This is a genomic window from Thermococcus cleftensis (assembly GCF_000265525.1).
Classification (GTDB): domain Archaea; phylum Methanobacteriota_B; class Thermococci; order Thermococcales; family Thermococcaceae; genus Thermococcus; species Thermococcus cleftensis.
The window spans coordinates 374,023-389,164 of the sequence record NC_018015.1 but is presented as its reverse complement, the minus strand read 5'-3'; the positions used below and the strand labels follow the sequence as shown (position 1 = coordinate 389,164).

At 56.5% G+C, this 15,142-nt stretch carries 12 protein-coding genes; 7 read left to right on the top strand and 5 right to left on the bottom strand.

Annotation, left to right across the window (positions count from 1 at the left end; all coding sequences use genetic code 11):
• Positions 1-58 precede the first annotated feature (58 nt).
• From CL1_RS02145 to CL1_RS02130, 4 genes are all read left to right on the top strand, one after another.
• Positions 59-1,381 carry an SLC45 family MFS transporter gene (locus tag CL1_RS02145; protein ID WP_014788272.1) on the top strand — a complete coding sequence of 441 codons (1,323 nt, stop codon included), beginning with the start codon at positions 59-61 and terminating at the stop codon, positions 1,379-1,381.
• A 97-nt stretch (positions 1,382-1,478) separates the two neighbouring features.
• A complete protein-coding gene (locus CL1_RS02140) occupies positions 1,479-2,801 on the top strand; it encodes an MFS transporter (protein ID WP_014788271.1) in 1,323 nt (440 codons plus the stop codon).
• Complete coding sequence (locus tag CL1_RS02135) at positions 2,798-3,658, top strand: alpha/beta hydrolase (RefSeq protein WP_014788270.1); 861 nt, start codon at positions 2,798-2,800, stop codon at positions 3,656-3,658. The genes CL1_RS02140 and CL1_RS02135 overlap by 4 nt, the downstream gene beginning before the upstream one ends.
• A 34-nt stretch (positions 3,659-3,692) precedes the next feature.
• Positions 3,693-4,430 (top strand): DUF2334 domain-containing protein, encoded by a 738-nt coding sequence (locus CL1_RS02130; protein WP_048151780.1) that lies wholly within the window; start codon positions 3,693-3,695, stop codon positions 4,428-4,430.
• A 159-nt stretch (positions 4,431-4,589) separates the two neighbouring features.
• Here the strand turns inward: CL1_RS02130 and tmk are convergent, their stop codons facing one another.
• The 3 genes from tmk to CL1_RS02115 all read right to left on the bottom strand — a co-directional run bounded on the left by tmk (position 4,590) and on the right by CL1_RS02115 (position 7,116).
• Positions 4,590-5,207, bottom strand: a complete 618-nt coding sequence (gene tmk, locus CL1_RS02125) for a dTMP kinase (RefSeq protein WP_014788268.1) — start codon at positions 5,205-5,207, stop codon at positions 4,590-4,592.
• 105 nt (positions 5,208-5,312) lie between these two features.
• Complete coding sequence (locus CL1_RS02120; protein WP_048151777.1) at positions 5,313-6,020, bottom strand: phosphohexomutase domain-containing protein; 708 nt, start codon at positions 6,018-6,020, stop codon at positions 5,313-5,315.
• Positions 6,021-6,030: 10 nt separating this feature from the next.
• Positions 6,031-7,116 carry a sugar phosphate nucleotidyltransferase gene (locus tag CL1_RS02115; protein WP_014788266.1) on the bottom strand — a complete coding sequence of 362 codons (1,086 nt, stop codon included), beginning with the start codon at positions 7,114-7,116 and terminating at the stop codon, positions 6,031-6,033.
• A 144-nt stretch (positions 7,117-7,260) separates the two neighbouring features.
• Here CL1_RS02115 and CL1_RS02110 point away from each other — a divergent pair, with 144 nt between their 5' ends.
• From CL1_RS02110 to CL1_RS02100, 3 genes are all read left to right on the top strand, one after another.
• A complete protein-coding gene (locus tag CL1_RS02110; RefSeq protein ID WP_014788265.1) occupies positions 7,261-9,138 on the top strand; it encodes a phosphoenolpyruvate carboxykinase (GTP) in 1,878 nt (625 codons plus the stop codon).
• Positions 9,139-9,232: 94 nt separating this feature from the next.
• On the top strand, positions 9,233-11,725 hold the full coding sequence (gene malP, locus CL1_RS02105; RefSeq protein WP_014788264.1) for a maltodextrin phosphorylase: 2,493 nt from the start codon (positions 9,233-9,235) through the stop codon (positions 11,723-11,725).
• Positions 11,726-11,866: 141 nt separating this feature from the next.
• Positions 11,867-13,156: a sodium-dependent transporter gene (locus CL1_RS02100; RefSeq protein WP_014788263.1), complete on the top strand. Its 1,290-nt coding sequence runs from the start codon at positions 11,867-11,869 to the stop codon at positions 13,154-13,156.
• 51 nt (positions 13,157-13,207) lie between these two features.
• Here CL1_RS02100 and CL1_RS02095 read toward each other — a convergent pair whose 3' ends face one another.
• Both CL1_RS02095 and CL1_RS10880 read right to left on the bottom strand, forming a co-directional pair.
• Positions 13,208-14,929: a glutamate--tRNA ligase gene (locus tag CL1_RS02095; RefSeq protein ID WP_014788262.1), complete on the bottom strand. Its 1,722-nt coding sequence runs from the start codon at positions 14,927-14,929 to the stop codon at positions 13,208-13,210.
• Positions 14,930-15,014: 85 nt separating this feature from the next.
• The gene (locus tag CL1_RS10880; protein WP_257719860.1) at positions 15,015-15,140 is read right to left on the bottom strand and encodes a hypothetical protein; all 126 of its coding nucleotides are present in this window, start codon (positions 15,138-15,140) and stop codon (positions 15,015-15,017) included.
• Positions 15,141-15,142: the final 2 nt, after the last annotated feature.

Genomic DNA, 15,142 nt, shown 5'->3' with positions numbered 1-15,142 from the left:
GTTTCTCGGAGTAGATTTCCCGTCACTATAGTCTATATAGTATCATGGGGGTGGGAACTTGGAGTTCAAATACAGTCGGATATTCGTCCTTGGATTCGGGTTCTTCGGCATAAGCATCATCTGGGCGCTCTACAACGCCTACATACCGATATTCCTGCAGGACACATTCCACCTCAGCAAGACGGTGACGGGCTTCATAATGACCATAGACAACCTCTTCGCGGTGCTGTTACTCCCGTTCCTCGGCGCTCTGAGCGACATGACGCGGACGAGGCTGGGCAGGAGAAAGCCATACATTCTACTCGGCGCCCCGTCCGCGGCCCTGATGTTCGCGCTCATTCCGGTAGCGAGGGAGTACGAAAACCTCGCCCTCTTCATGGGGACTATAATCTTCATGAACTTCTTCATGGCCCTGTTCCGCTCTCCGGTCGTGGCCTTCATGCCCGACATAACGCCCAGCGAGAAGCGCTCCCAGGCCAACGGTATAATCAACTTCATGGGCGGCCTCGGCGCCCTGCTGGCCTACTTCGGCGGCAAGGTCCTCTACGACATGAACTACGCCTACCCCTTTTACTTCGGCGCGGCCGTGATGCTCCTCGCGAACCTGCTCGTGATACTCTTCGTCCCCGAGCCCGATGAGTACAGGAAGCCGGGGGAGAAGGTGAGCCTGAGAAAGCTCCTCTCGGAGACCTCCCACAAGAGCTTCGGTGAGCTGAGGGAGAACCTCAAGGACGTCTTTGCCAGCCACGAGAAGAGCCTACTCGCGGTTCTCATAGCGATATTCTTCTGGTTCATAGCCTTCAACTCCCTGGAGACGTTCTTCACCAGCTACGCCAAGTACTACCTCGGCATCGAGGAGAGCACCGGGGCCTTCATGCTCGGCGTCTTCAGCCTGAGCTTCATGCTCTTTGCAATTCCAGCCGGCTTCATCGGCGGCCGCTTCGGAAGGAGGAGGACGATAACCCTCGGCCTCATGATCATCGTCGCGATAATGCTCGCGGCCTACTTCGTCGGCGAGAGCTCCAGGCCCCAGTCCAGCTCCCTGAGCGACCCTGTGGTGATGACGCTGATGGGGCTGTTCTTCGTGGGTGGAATGGGCTGGGCGATGGTGAACGTGAACTCCCTGCCGATGGTCGTGGACATGACCACCGAGGAGAAGCTCGGCGGCTACACCGGGCTCTACTACTTCTTCAGCCAGGCGGCCAACCTCGTCGCCCCGCCCTTTGCTGGGGCCTTCCTCGACGTCATCGGCTACAGGACTCTGCTGCCATTCGCCACGGCCTTCTTTATTCTGGCGGCGATAGCGATGCAGTTCGTCAGGCGCGGGGACGTCGTCCGCACGAAGGGTGACGCCCTGGACTACATTCCGGACATGGACTGAGTCCTTTCTTTTCCTTTGTTCCTTTGTTAGTTGAACCGAAAAGGTAAAAACTTCCTTCCCAGGTATATAGTCTATATAGCCAACGGGAGGGTAGGTGATGAAATCGGGAGGGCGAGGATTTCAATGGGGTGTTGTTTTGAGTCTTGCCCTGCTCGGCTTCAGCAGGAGCGTTGGTTGGGCGCTCAACAAGGGACTGTCCTTCCCGCTCCTCTCGAGCTACACCGAGTCGGCCTTCGTTAAGGGAACGATACTGGCCATCGAGGGCCTTATAGGCCTGTTCATTCCGGTTCTCCTCGGCTATTACAGCGATACCCTCCGCTCCCGCCACGGCAGGAGGAGGCCCTTCATAATGGTCGGTGGCCTGATGGCGGGGGTGGCCGTCCTGATGATATACACCGGCTACGCCATGGGCGTCCCCCTGTGGGGCTTCGCCTTAACCCTGGGCTTCTTCTACCTGTCGATGCACGTCTACACCGCCCAGTACCGCGCCCTCATGCCGGACACCGTTGAGAGCGGCCACAGGGGCAAGGCGAGCGGCGTCATAACCCTCCTCGAGTGGGCCGGCAACCTCTTCCTCTTCGGCCTGGCCGGCTACCTCATGGCATTGGCCGTGGCCGAGACCGGGGAGAGCGAGGGGATTAAGGCCCTGGCCCAGACGCCCTACCTCAAGATACCATTTATTGTCACCGCCGCCTTCCTCATCGGTGCGGCCCTCTTCGTCTACTTCATCATCAGGGAGCCAGAGGCGCCGGAGATAGAGGAGAACGAGAGCCTCTGGGGATACCTCAAGAGCATCGTCGAGAACCGCGACTTCCTCAAGTTCTACGCCGCTCAGACCCTCTGGTGGATGAGCTTCGAGTTCATAGCCATCTTCCTCTACGGCATACTGGCCTACATACTCCACGGCTCCGCGAGCGAGGAGAACATAAAGGCCGTGACATCGCTCGGCCTCTACCTGATGGCCCTCTTCAACGTTACCGTCCTCCTCGGCGCGCTGCCCGGCGGGATAATCTACGACAGGCTCGGCAGGCGCCTCAGCATAATAGTGGGCGGCGTCATCTTCGCCCTGCCCCAGATCTGGGGCTGGTTCATCCACACCGAGGCCGAGATAACCATCGCCCTTGGGATAGCGGGCATTGGCTGGGGTATCCTCATGGCCGCGTCCTACCCGGTCATCGGCGACCTGCTTACCAGGTTCGAGCGCGAGGCCTTCACCGGCCGCTACTACGGCTTCTTCGAGGCCACCCGCTCCCTGCCCGTCCTCTTGGCGGGCACGATAGGCGGCGCCATAGTCCAGCTCGCGGGTGAAAACTACAGGGTGCTCTTCCCGATCGGGGCCTTGCTCGTCCTCCTGGCGATGCCAATGGTGTGGTTCATGAAGAACCTCGAGGTGGAAGGAACCAGGGGGGGAACGGAATGATAGTCGGGCTTCTCCTTGCCCTTTTTCTCCTTGTCCTCGTCTTCTTGGCCTTCGTTGGCTACAAGATGGTCAAGCCGCCCCGCTTCGTGGGCGAGTGGACGCCAAGGGAGCTGGGCTTCGACTACGATGAGGTGACGATCGAGACGAGGGACGGCCTCAGGCTCAGCGGGTGGTGGGTTCCCAACGGCGAAAAAACGGTTATCCCTCTCCACGGATACACGAGGAGCAGGTGGGACGACGTTTACATGAAGCAGACGATGGAGTTCCTTCTCAATGAGGGCTACAGCGTCCTCGTCTTTGACTTCAGGGCGCATGGGAAGAGCGAGGGGAAGTACACCACGGTCGGCGATAGGGAGCTCATCGACGTTCTCTCCGCCATAGACTGGCTCGAGAAGAACCACCCGGAGAAGGCCGGGAGGATAGGCCTCGTCGGCTTCTCGATGGGTGCCGTTGTGACGATAAGGGCCCTAGCCGAGGACGAGCGCGTAGCCTGTGGCGTCGCGGATTCACCGCCGATAGACCTCGACAGGACGGGGGCGCGTGGCTTGAGGTACTTTGCCAGCCTCCCCGAGTGGCTCTACCACCTCGTCAAGCCCTTCACCAAGCTCTTCAGCGGGGCGAGGGAGCTCAACATGCTGGAATACGCTGACAGGGTCAGTAAGCCCCTTCTCCTCATAGCTGGCGAGAAGGACCCCCTCGTGAAGGTTGAAGAGGTTAGGGAGTTCTACGAGAGGAACAAGAAGGTTAACCCCTCCGTCGAGCTCTGGGTCACCGATGCGCCCCACGTCAGGACGCTGAAGCTCCACCCGGAGGAGTGGAAGGTCAGGGTTGGTGACTTCCTCAGGAAGCACCTTTAGAAAGGTTTTTACGCCTTCTTTCCTTCTCTCTTTGATGAAGAGGCTTCAGGTGTTCGCGGTACTGTTTCTCGTCCTGCTCTCCTCTAGCTCCCTTGGCAGTCCAGCTTATCTCCCGGCCTTCGGCCGCTTTGCGATTCTCATCCACGACGTCAGCCCCGCCTACCTTCCCCAGCTCGAAGAGATAACAGCCCTCATAGATGAATACGGCCTTCAGAACGAGACCTACCTCTTCGTGATTCCCGACCACGGCGGAAAGATGCCGATGTGGAAGTACAAGGCTTTTATGGACTTCATTGAAGGGCTGAAGCGCGAGGGCTACCACGTGGAACTCCACGGCTACACCCACGTTGGGGACGAGTTCGACTGCAACGCGAGCACCGCGGGGAGAAAGCTCGAGCTCGGCCTTGATGCTCTGGCGGTCATCAACGCGACTCCCGAGTACTTCATAGCCCCTCGCTACTCCCTTTCAAAGCCCGCCCTGGGTGTTCTCCTCGACCACAACATAACCGTCATCGGTGAGGACTTTATCTACTTCCCCAATGGAACCGCTGAGCCGATTTACAACCGCGAGTACACGTGGTATCTCCCAGAACCCCTTCTCGACTACCAACTGGCCAGCGCCAGGGCCTCCAGTGCATTTACGCGGGGGACGTTCTTCCTTTCACTCCACCCCGGGGCCGCCAACAACGAAGCCGGCGTAGAATTCCTGAAGGCCTTTTTGAGATCTGTGGCGGGGTGTGAAAACAGAGACGGTAGAAGGGGCCTCGGCTAACCCTCTTGTCATCATCGTCAGCGTGGCTAACGCTCGTCATCGGCCGAAAATCATTGGGGTGAACCTTTTAAAAATGCAACCGTCAAGGAAAGGGAGGGAATGACGAGCGTTTACCGGTCTGACCGCTACCTATGATGAGACTGGCACTGGCCGACCCCCTTACCTCAGCGACAGCTCGTGCTCGACGAGGGCCACTATGTCGTTGTGAATGTCCTCGACGCTCGCGAGGGCGTTTACTATCTTGATCTCTGGGAAGCGCTCCGCTAGCTTGAGATAGTTCTCGCGCACCCTCTTCTGGAGCTCCGCTATCTTGTCGAACTCGGTTTTTATGCTCCGCCCGTTTATGCGCTTCATACTCTCCTTCACTGGAAGATCGAGAAGAATCACGAGGTCCGGCCTTATGGCAAAGCGGTTTAAGTCTATCAGCCACTCGAGGTCGAGTCCCCGCGCCCACTGGTATGCGAGCGAGGAGTAGAAGTAACGGTCGGATATGACTATTTTACCAGCCTCGAGCGAGGGCTTTATCAGCTTGGCAACGTGTTCGGCTCTGTCGGCGGCGAAAAGAAGAGCCTCCGCCTCGTGGCTTATCCTGGCACCGTCTATGATGCCCTCTTTTCCACCCGTCAGAACGAGTTTCCTGATGAGCTTTCCGAAGGCGGTATCGGTTGGCTCCTTCGTCAGGACGACTTCGTGTCCCTTTTTCTCGAACCACTCGGCGAGAAGCTTCGCCTGGGTTGATTTTCCTGCACCATCGATGCCCTCGATGACAATGAACATTCCCACAGGTGTCACCCCCAAAATGAACGTGGTGGATAACGGAAAGCCCCTTTTAACGCTTTTCCGTGAAAATTTTTAAGGGGGATTTAAAAAGAATCAAAAAATTCAGAGGTTTTTCTTCATGTGGTCGAGCAGCTTCCACATGCTTCCGAACTCAAACTCCTCGCCGTCCCTGTAGAACTCCACAACCCCCTCTGGCCTGAAGCGAAGTCCAAAGTCGTAGTCTCCCTTCTGGAGTTTGTGTATGAAGACCTCCTTTGGCTTGGGAGGCAGGTAGCTGGTCATCATATCGTTTATAAGCTCGGCATCGAAGCCGAAGTGGTCGCTCATGCGCGGGAAGAAGAGCACCGCGGGGGTGTTCATGGCATCAACAAGGGCTTTACCCTCGATGCGGAAGTTGTAGTGCTTGAATATCTCGTGCAGGAAATCATCGAGGGCGTTGGGGTAGTAAACGGTCGCCCCTATGTCGTTCGGCTGGGCCTCGATGAAGCTCCTGCTCTCGAGAATGGCGTTTATCTCGTCGCCGTCTATTCCGCTGACGTAAACGCGGACGCCGCCGTAGTAGTAGACGTAAGCCAGGGGCAGGCCCTTTCTCATGGCGAAGTCCTTGAGGGCTATGAGGGGAATCAGGCGGACGTCCATTATCGTCGAGCCCGTGCTCACTATTCCAACCACCATCGCCCTCTTTCCGTACCTCGATATGGCCCTTCCGTCCCTTCCGACTATTATCGTCCCGTGCGATATGGTCCCTATGGCCCTTCCAAGAAGGGCGAGCTCCTCGGGGTTGAACCTTGGGGAGTAGTACACCTCCACTTTCATCACCTCAATCGGGCAGTATTATGCTCTCCTTTCCAATCCGGGACTCCACCCAGATCTTGACGTTGGATCCGATCTTACTGAAGTCCTCTATGAGCGTGTTGTCACCTATAACGCTGCCAGGCTGTATAACAACGCCTTTTCCCACGTGGACGTTTTCCCCGATTATGGCCTCCCTTATCTCAGTTCCCTCCTCTATGACGGCACCCGAAAATATCACCGAACGCTCTATTTTAACGTTTCTGCCTATCTCCACATCATCGCCTAGGACCGCGAAGCCTCTGATTTCTGGCCGTCTCAAGACACAGCGCCTTCCCGTAAAGAGCGCCCCTCCATACTCGAGGTTGCCCTTCAGACTCTCGGTCCTTACGTGCGGAAGCATCAGTCTTCCCAGAAAGACGTCCTCGGTGGCTTGGAGGTAGCTGGAAGGCCTGCCGACGTCGTTCCAGTACTCCCTGAAAGGGAAGCCGTAGAGGGGCAGGTCGTTTTCCAGCATTCTTGGGAACAGGTCCTTGGAAAAGTCAAAGTTCCTGCCCTTTGGGACGAGATCAAAGGCTTCTGGCTCGAATACGTAGATTCCGGCATTGACTAGGTTGCTGAAGACCTCCTCCGGCCTTGGCTTCTCTTTGAACTGTTGAATTCTTCCGTCGTTGTTCACTATGGCTATGCCGTACTGGGTAGGCTCGTCCACCTGCGAGAGGGCTATCGTGGCGAGGGCCTTCTTTTGTCTGTGGTACTTGTAGAGAGCCGTCATGTCTAGATTGGTGAGGACATCGCTCGAAACGACGAAGAAGGTATCGTCCATATGCTTTACCACCCTCTTGGTGGCCCCCGCGGTTCCGAGCTTTATGTTATCGCCGTTGGAGTAGTGAATCTCAACCCCCCACTCACTCCCGTCGCCGAAGTAATCCATTATGCGCTCCTTCAAGTAGCCTACCAGGACGTAGACCTCATCGACACCGGCCTTTATGAGGCTCTGGAGGACGTACTCCATCAGGGGCCTGTTGAAGAAGGGTATCATCGGCTTAGGCCTGTACACTGTGAGGGGAAGCAGTCTGGTTCCCCTTCCGCCGGCTAGAATGACTGCCTTCATCACGCGCACCACCTGAATGTATCACTGCCCGTTAATATACTTTGCGCACGCCATTCATCACTGAACTTATGGGAGCATCACCGAACTAAATTTCCCCGGCAAACTATTTTAAGGCATCGCTCAACTCTTTCCGGAGGCGATACCATGAACGCCCTTGAGAGGCTTGAAAGGCTCCTTGAACGGGAGCAGTTCGAAAAGATAAAGGCCATCGACAACCCCGAGCTTCACGCTTTTCTGGCGGAGTGGATTGAGTGGCTCGAGCCGAGCAAGGTCTTCGTCTGCACCGACAGCGAGGAGGACGAGCTGTACGTCCGCTGGAAGGCCCTCTACTACGGCGAGGAAAAGATGCTTGAAACGCCCAACCACACTGTTCACTACGACAACTACTACGACCAGGCGAGGGACAAGGCCAACACCAAGCTCCTCGTCCCGGGTGGAAAGGAGATTCCATTCCTCAACACGAAAGACAGAGATGAGGGGCTCAGGGAGATAAGGGAGCTCATGAGGGGAGTTATGCGTGGCAAGGAGCTGTTCGTCTGCTTCTTCGTTCTTGGGCCCAAGAACTCGATATTCACGATCCCGGCCGTTCAGCTCACCGACTCGGCCTACGTTGCCCACTCGGAGTTCATTCTCTACAGGAAGGGCTATGAGGAGTTCAAGCGCTTGGGCAGAAACGCTCGCTTCTTCCGCTTCGTCCATTCGGCTGGAGAGCTCGACGAGAGGAAGACAAGCAGGAACCTCGATAAGAGGAGGATTTACATCGACCTTCTCGACGAGACCGTATATTCCGTGAACACCCAGTACGGAGGAAACACAATCGGCCTGAAAAAGCTCGCCTTCAGGCTCACGATTCAGAAAGCGGTAAGGGAGGGCTGGCTCAGCGAGCACATGTTCCTTATGAGGGTAAACGGCCCGAACGGCAGGAAGACCTACTTCACGGGTGCTTATCCGAGTATGTGCGGGAAGACCTCAACGGCCATGATACCCTGGGAGAACATAGTCGGCGACGATTTGACGTTCATCCTCCCCGTGAACGGCGTAGCTAGGGGTGCGAACGTAGAGAAAGGAGTTTTCGGCATAATCCAGGGCGTGAACCCGGAGGACGACCCGATAATCTGGCAGGTTCTCCACTCCCCGGTCGAGATAATCTTCTCCAACGTCCTCGTCAAGGACGGAAGGCCCTACTGGAACGAGATGGGAATCGAGATTCCCGACGAGGGCGAGAACCACAGCGGGAAGTGGTGGAAGGGCAAGAAAGATGCGGAAGGGAACGAGATACCGCCCAGCCACAAGAACGCCCGCTTCACCGTTTCGCTCGAGCACTTCCCGAACGTCGATCTTGAAGCCCTTGAGAACCCGTGTGGAGTTGAAGTGGGGGGAATGATTTTCGGGGGGAGGGACAGGGATACCTGGCCCCCTGTCAGGGAAGCCTTCGACTGGAAGCACGGCGTCATAACGATGGGGGCTTCACTCGAGAGCGAGACCACAGCGGCAACGCTCGGAAAGGAGGGGATAAGGGCCTTCAACCCGATGGCGATACTCGACTTCATGAGCGTTCCGCTCGGCGACTACATCAGGAACTACCTGCGGTTCGGGGAGAAGCTGAGGAGGGCCCCGAAGATATTCGCGGTGAACTACTTCCTCCGCGACGAGAACGGCAACTGGCTCAACCACAAGCTCGATAAAGCGGTGTGGCTCAAGTGGATGGAGCTTAGGGTTCACGGCGATGTCGATGCCATAGAGACGCCGATAGGCTACATTCCGAAGTACGAGGACTTAAAGAGGCTCTTCAGGGAGGTCCTCAACAAGGACTACAGCAGGGAGGCCTACGAGAAGCAGTTCACGATAAGGGTTCCGGAACTGCTCGCCAAGATTGACAGGATAGAGAAGATCTACCGCGAACAGGTCAAAGAGGTTCCGGAGGAGCTCTTCGAGGTTCTCGAGGAGGAAAGGAAGAGGCTCCTTGAGGCGAGGGAAAGGTACGGCGACTACATCAGCCCCTTCACCTTTGAGGGGGCCTGACTTTTCTCTCCTCTTTTCGGCAAACGCCGAGCGGCAAGACTTTTTAAGGTCGCCGATAACTAAGTATCACCCAGAATGATATATGGTGGTTGCCATGGCCGAAGTTGAACGCGTGCACGATACAATCAGGGAGAAGCTCCCTCACCCTCTGAAGGGACTGGCCGAGTTGGCCTACAATTACTGGTGGAGCTGGAACAGGAGAGCAACCAGGCTCTGGGAGAGAATAGACCCAGAGCTGTGGTGGGAGCACAAGAACCCGGTTAAGCTCCTGCTAGATACCCCTGAATCCAGGTTCAGAGAGCTCCTTCGTGATGACGACTTCATGAACCTCTATGAACTCGTCATGGACCAGTTCGAGGCCTACATGAACCCCGACTCGACCTGGTTCTCCACCAACTACCCCAAGTGGGACAAGCCGATTGTCTATCTCTGCATGGAGTACGGCATAAGCAGGAGCCTGCCGATTTACTCCGGCGGCTTGGGAATTCTGGCCGGAGATCACGTCAAGACCGCCAGCGACCTTGGCTTGCCCTTCATAGCGGTCGGCCTGCTCTACAAGCACGGCTACTTCCGCCAGGAGATTGACGGGAACGGGAGGCAGGTCGAGATATTCCCGGAGTACAGACCGGAGGAGATGCCGATAAAGCCGGTCTTGGACAGGGACGGAAAGCCCCTCCTCATTGAGGTTCCGATAGAGGATAGGGTCGTTTACGCGAGGGCCTTCGAGGTTCAGGTCGGGAGGGTCAAGATTTACCTCCTCGATACGGACGTTCCCGAGAACGGCCCCGACGACAGGACGATATGTGACTACCTCTACAACGCCGAGATGGACAAGAGGATAAAGCAGGAGATCCTCCTCGGTATAGGCGGAATGCGCCTCCTTCGCAGGCTTGGCATTGAGCCAGGCGTCGTCCACCTCAACGAAGGTCACCCCGCCTTTGCGAACCTACAGAGAATGGCCTGGTACATGGAGGAAGGGCTTACCTTCACGGAGGCCCTGAGCATAGTCCGCGGAACGACGATATTCACCACCCACACGCCCGTTCCTGCTGGTCACGACAGGTTCCCGATTGAAGAGGTTAAGAAGAGGCTGGCCAAGTTCCTCGAGGGAAGGGAAGAGCTCCTCGAGCTTGGCAGGGAGGGCGACCAGCTCAACATGACCCTCCTGGCCATAAGGACGTCGAGCTACGTGAACGGCGTGAGCCAGCTCCACGCCGAGGTCAGCAAGCGTATGTGGAAGGACCTCTGGCCCGGCGTTCCGATAGAGGAGATACCCATTGAGGGCATAACCAATGGCGTCCACACCATGACCTGGGTCCACAACGAGATGCGCAAGCTCTTCGACCGCTACATCGGGAAGGTCTGGCGCGAGCACACGAACCTCGAGGGCATCTGGTACGCCGTTGAGAGGATTCCTGACGGGGAGCTCTGGGAGGCCCACCTCGAGGCAAAGAGGCAGTTCATCGAACTGCTCAGGCGGAAGGTAATGCAGAGGAACCAGCGCCTCGGCAGGAACGACCCACTGCCGAACATCGACGAGAACGCACTTGTAATAGGCTTCGCCAGGCGCTTCGCCACCTACAAGCGCGCCACGCTTCTCTTCACGGATCTCGAGAGGCTGAGGAGGATACTCAACGACCCGGAGAGGCCGGTCTACATAGTCTTCGGCGGCAAGGCTCACCCGCGCGACGAGGCCGGCAAGGAGTTCTTGCGGAGGGTCTACGAGGTCTCCCAGATGCCCGAGTTCAGGGGCAAGATATTCGTCATGGAGAACTACGACATGGGGAGCGCGAGACTTATGGTCGCTGGTGTTGACGTCTGGCTCAACAACCCGCGCAGGCCGATGGAGGCGAGCGGGACGAGCGGAATGAAGGCCGGCCTGAACGGTGTTCTAAACGCGAGCATCTACGACGGCTGGTGGGTCGAGGGCTACAACGGCAAGAACGGCTGGGTCATCGGCGAGGAGAGCACCGAGCCTGAGACAGAGGAGGACGACGTCAAGGACGCCCAGGCCCTCTACGACCTCCTGGAGAGGGAGATAATCCCGACCTACTACGGCAACAGGGAGAGATGGATATACATGATGAAGGAGAGCATCAAGAGCATAGCCCCGCGCTTCAGCACACACAGAATGGTCAAAGAGTACATGGACCGCTTTTACTCCAAGGCCATGAGCAACCACATCTGGCTCACGAGGGAAAACTACCGGGGCGCGAGGGAGATAGCGGCCTGGAAGGACAGGGTGATGGAATCCTGGCACGGCGTTGAGTTCGGCGACGTCAGGATCGGGGACGGGAAGCTCGAGGTCGAGGTGATCCTCGACGGCCTTAAACCTGAGGACGTCCGCGTCGAGCTCTACTACGGCGTCAGGGCCGAGGGGTATCACGTCGAGAAGCCCCACATCGTGGAGCTGAGGCACCCCGTGAAGATTGGAGAGGGCAGGTGGCTCTACACCTACGAGGGGAGCGCGCTGGGGCACCTCGGCGACCCCTGCTGGCACTACGCCCTCCGCGTTTACCCGCACCACGAGAAGCTCCCCCACAGGTTCCTGCTGGGATTGGTTAAGTGGAAAGCCATTGACCGTTGATTTTTCCCTTTTGTTTCATCTTTGCACTGTATTGTACCTAAGAATACCCGTTGGAACTTTTGGACTTTCCCTATTGAGGGGACATATTTTTAACTGGAAGCGTTCATTGTAAAGTTTGAACGACCCTCTGGGGGTGAAATCATGGATGAAGTGAAGAAGTGGACCCTGTATCTGATATTCCTGGTGGCCGGATTCGCCACCGGCATTGGTAGCATAGGGCTGTTTCCCCAGTTCTGGCTCCAGTACGGCATAACGGGAATGGCAGTGTACATAGTGTTCTTGGCAATACTGACCTATGTGGCCATACTCGAGGCGGAGACCGTCATGAAGTCCGGCTACTACTTCGTCGAGCTGTACAATAAGGTCTCCAAGAGGCCAGCGATGGTGCTGTCTATCTTCGTGGTTGTAGCGATGTTCCTGTCATACTACACTGCCAACACCATGCTGACGGTGCTCTCGCCGGTTCTCGGCACGGGAACTGTAGCCAGGTTGGTAGCGAAGATACTAATGTTCGCCATAGTCTTCCTGATACTCACCAGGGCCAAGGAGAAGACCTTCGCGATAATGGCGTTCGGTTCGATAATCTTCGTTGTTGCTGTTTTCATCACAGCCTTTGCCTTTAAGACTCAGATACCAGAGAATGCATCGTTCCTTGGTATAGCCAAGCACATGATGGTTGCCAGACATGACATAAACCTTGCCATGATAAAGGCCGCGGCGGAGAGAGCCATCTATGGGGTCGGTCTTGGATTTGCCTTCTACCTGATGCTCGGCAGCTTCATCAACGAGCGCTTCAACGCCAAGGTCATAATCGGAACTGGGATCCTGATTCAACTGCTCATCGGTGTCCTTTCCACGGTGATAGTCGTCTACGCCATCGCACCCACGACTCCCGAGAGACTTATCCAGTACGTTTACGGTGGCGAAGAGGGAGCCATTCAGATGCTTGGAGATCTGCCGGACATACTGGCCGACTACCAGACTCTGCTGCTCCTCATAGGCCTATCTGCGTTCTTCGCTGGAGTGACCAGCTTGCTTCCAACGGCTGAGGTTGGTCTCCAGATCATCGAGTCCCTCCTTGGAGTCGGCAGGAGCAAGGCCGCAACCTACCTAATCGGTGCGTCGCTCCTCATAGGAATCTTTGACTCCCCGCCAACTATAGCGGACATGATCCTCAAGGCCGTCGTCGTCGCGACCTTCTTCACGGCTATATACGAGCTTTATCCAGTGGTGTCCTCAAAGGAGAAGCTCTCGACTCCGGCAATGGCAGTCATTGCAATAAGCGCACTTATCCTGGCGGTGGGTGGTCTCTACGCCTTCTTCGGTGTATTCAGGGCCGGCGGAGTGTACATAGTCTCCGGAATCCTTGCGGCGATAGTCGTGCTCTTCGGTCTCTTTGGGGACAGTCTGGTCCCACAGAAGAGCGCCTGATTCTTCCCCGTCTTTTTATCTTCAAAATCAAAAGCAGAGGAGAAGAGAGCATCACTTGTGGGCGAAGATCGCCCTCACCTTTCCATCTTTTACCTCGTCTATCCTCACAAAGCCGAAGCGCTCGAATTGAACGACCTCATCAACTTTCACATTGGCGTCGCTTTCGAGGAGGCCGTGTCTTATCACGAGTTCCTCTCCCTGGGGCACCCACACCTCGCATGGCTTCCCCTCTGTGACCCAGTGAACCATTCTCCACCTGTTCTCCCTAGCTATTTCGTACTCAACGCTGTGGAACTTTGCCTTAATCCCCTCTTCGCTCACCTCGATGATTTCGACGTTGAAGAGATCCTTGAGCCTTACGAAGTTCCCGGGCTTGAAGAGCTCCATATCGTCCTTCGAGACGTAGACCGGCTTCCCAGGTGTGAACTTAAGCCTTCTAACGCCCCTCTCGGGGTAATCTGGGTGGAGTGGTATCTCGGCCGTGAACTCTTCGCCATAGCCCTCAATATACATCGGAACCGGGTCTGCAACGAAGAAGTAGCGGTTCGCTATCGGCTCGACGATTCTCCTGTTTATCGCTGCGAGGTTGTCCCAGCTCACCGTCGTGTCGCTCCTCTTCAGCCCGACCTCGATGATTAGCTCTCTAATAGCTTCCGGCCTTATCCCGCGCCTCCTCAGGGCCCTAATCGTTCCGAGCCTCGGATCGTCCCAGCCGAGGTATTTTCCTTCTTCAATGCCCTTCCTCGTCTTCGACTTGCTGAGGATAACGCCTTCAATGCTCAGCCTCCCGTGGTGAACCGTTACCGGGTATTCCCAGCCGAAGTAGTCGTAGACGTAGCGCTGCCTCGTCTCGTTTTCTGCATGCTCCTGTCCGCGGAAGATGTGGGTAACGCCCAGCTCGTGGTCGTCTATGGCAGAGGCGAAGTTGTAGAGCGGCCAGACGCGGTACTTGTTGCCCGTTCTCGGGTGATTGGGGTTGTCAATTATCCTCAGCGCCGGCCAGTCCCTAACCGCTGGATTCGGGTGCTTGAGGTCGGTCTTTATTCTAACTACCGCTTCGCCCTCTTTGTACTCGCCGTTCAGCATCTTCCTCCAGCGCTCGAGCTGAACCTCAACCGGCTCGTCCCTGTGGGGGCAGGCGATGGCCTTGTCCCTTAGCTCGCGGAACTTCTCCGGCGGACAGGTGCAGACGTAGGCCTTTCCCATCTTAATCAGCTTTTCCGCGTAGTCGTAGTAGATTTCGAGCCTGTCGCTGGCGATGTGCACCTCATCAATCTTGAAGCCGAGCCACTCGAGGTCCTCTTTAATCCACTCGTAGAAAATCGGCTCGGGCCTCTTCACCTTAGGGTCTGTGTCGTCGAAGCGGAGTATGAATTTACCGTCATACATACGAGCGTACTCGTGGCTCAAAATAGCGGCCCTCGCGTTCCCGAGGTGGAAGGCTCCATCGGGGTTGGGGGCGAAGCGTGTAACGACCTTTCCTTTCTCGGCCTTCGGGAGGGGTGGGAGGCCTTTCTTTTCCTCTTTCCCTGCTTTTTTCTCCTCGAAGAACTCGGGGTAAAGCTCCCTCAGCTTTGCCTCCTGTTCCTGGAGCGAGAGGGCGTTAACCTTCTCGACTACCTCGTTCACGAGCGGGATTATCTCCCTCGCCTTTGGCCTGAGCTCTGGGTTCTCACCGAGAACCTTTCCGATAACGGCCTTGGGGTTTGCCTTCCCCTTGTGGGTGTAAGCGTTTATGAGCGCGTACTTCCAGATTAGCTCCTCCACGTTCATTCTCCTCACCGGTGGGAGAAGGGAGAGAGGAGTTATAAAGTTACTCCTTGGTCCATTCCTTTCTCGGCTTTTCGTCCGCAAGGGCCTAGGGGAACATGACGAGGGAGCCGATGACTCCGGGGAACAGTCCGGCGCCAGGGTATCCCACCAGGATCGCGAGAATGCTGGACAGTATGAGTCCTATGCCGAAGGGCAATATGTTCGTCCTCAAGG

Coding starts and splice junctions, on each gene's coding strand:
- CL1_RS02130 (WP_048151780.1), top strand. CDS start 3,693: ATGAAGAGGCTTCAGGTGTTCGCGGTACTGTTTCTCGTCCTGCTCTCC.
- CL1_RS02140 (WP_014788271.1), top strand. CDS start 1,479: ATGAAATCGGGAGGGCGAGGATTTCAATGGGGTGTTGTTTTGAGTCTT.
- CL1_RS02110 (WP_014788265.1), top strand. CDS start 7,261: ATGAACGCCCTTGAGAGGCTTGAAAGGCTCCTTGAACGGGAGCAGTTC.
- tmk (WP_014788268.1), bottom strand. CDS start 5,207: ATGTTCATTGTCATCGAGGGCATCGATGGTGCAGGAAAATCAACCCAG.
- CL1_RS02115 (WP_014788266.1), bottom strand. CDS start 7,116: ATGAAGGCAGTCATTCTAGCCGGCGGAAGGGGAACCAGACTGCTTCCC.
- CL1_RS02135 (WP_014788270.1), top strand. CDS start 2,798: ATGATAGTCGGGCTTCTCCTTGCCCTTTTTCTCCTTGTCCTCGTCTTC.
- malP (WP_014788264.1), top strand. CDS start 9,233: ATGGCCGAAGTTGAACGCGTGCACGATACAATCAGGGAGAAGCTCCCT.
- CL1_RS02095 (WP_014788262.1), bottom strand. CDS start 14,929: ATGAACGTGGAGGAGCTAATCTGGAAGTACGCGCTCATAAACGCTTAC.
- CL1_RS02100 (WP_014788263.1), top strand. CDS start 11,867: ATGGATGAAGTGAAGAAGTGGACCCTGTATCTGATATTCCTGGTGGCC.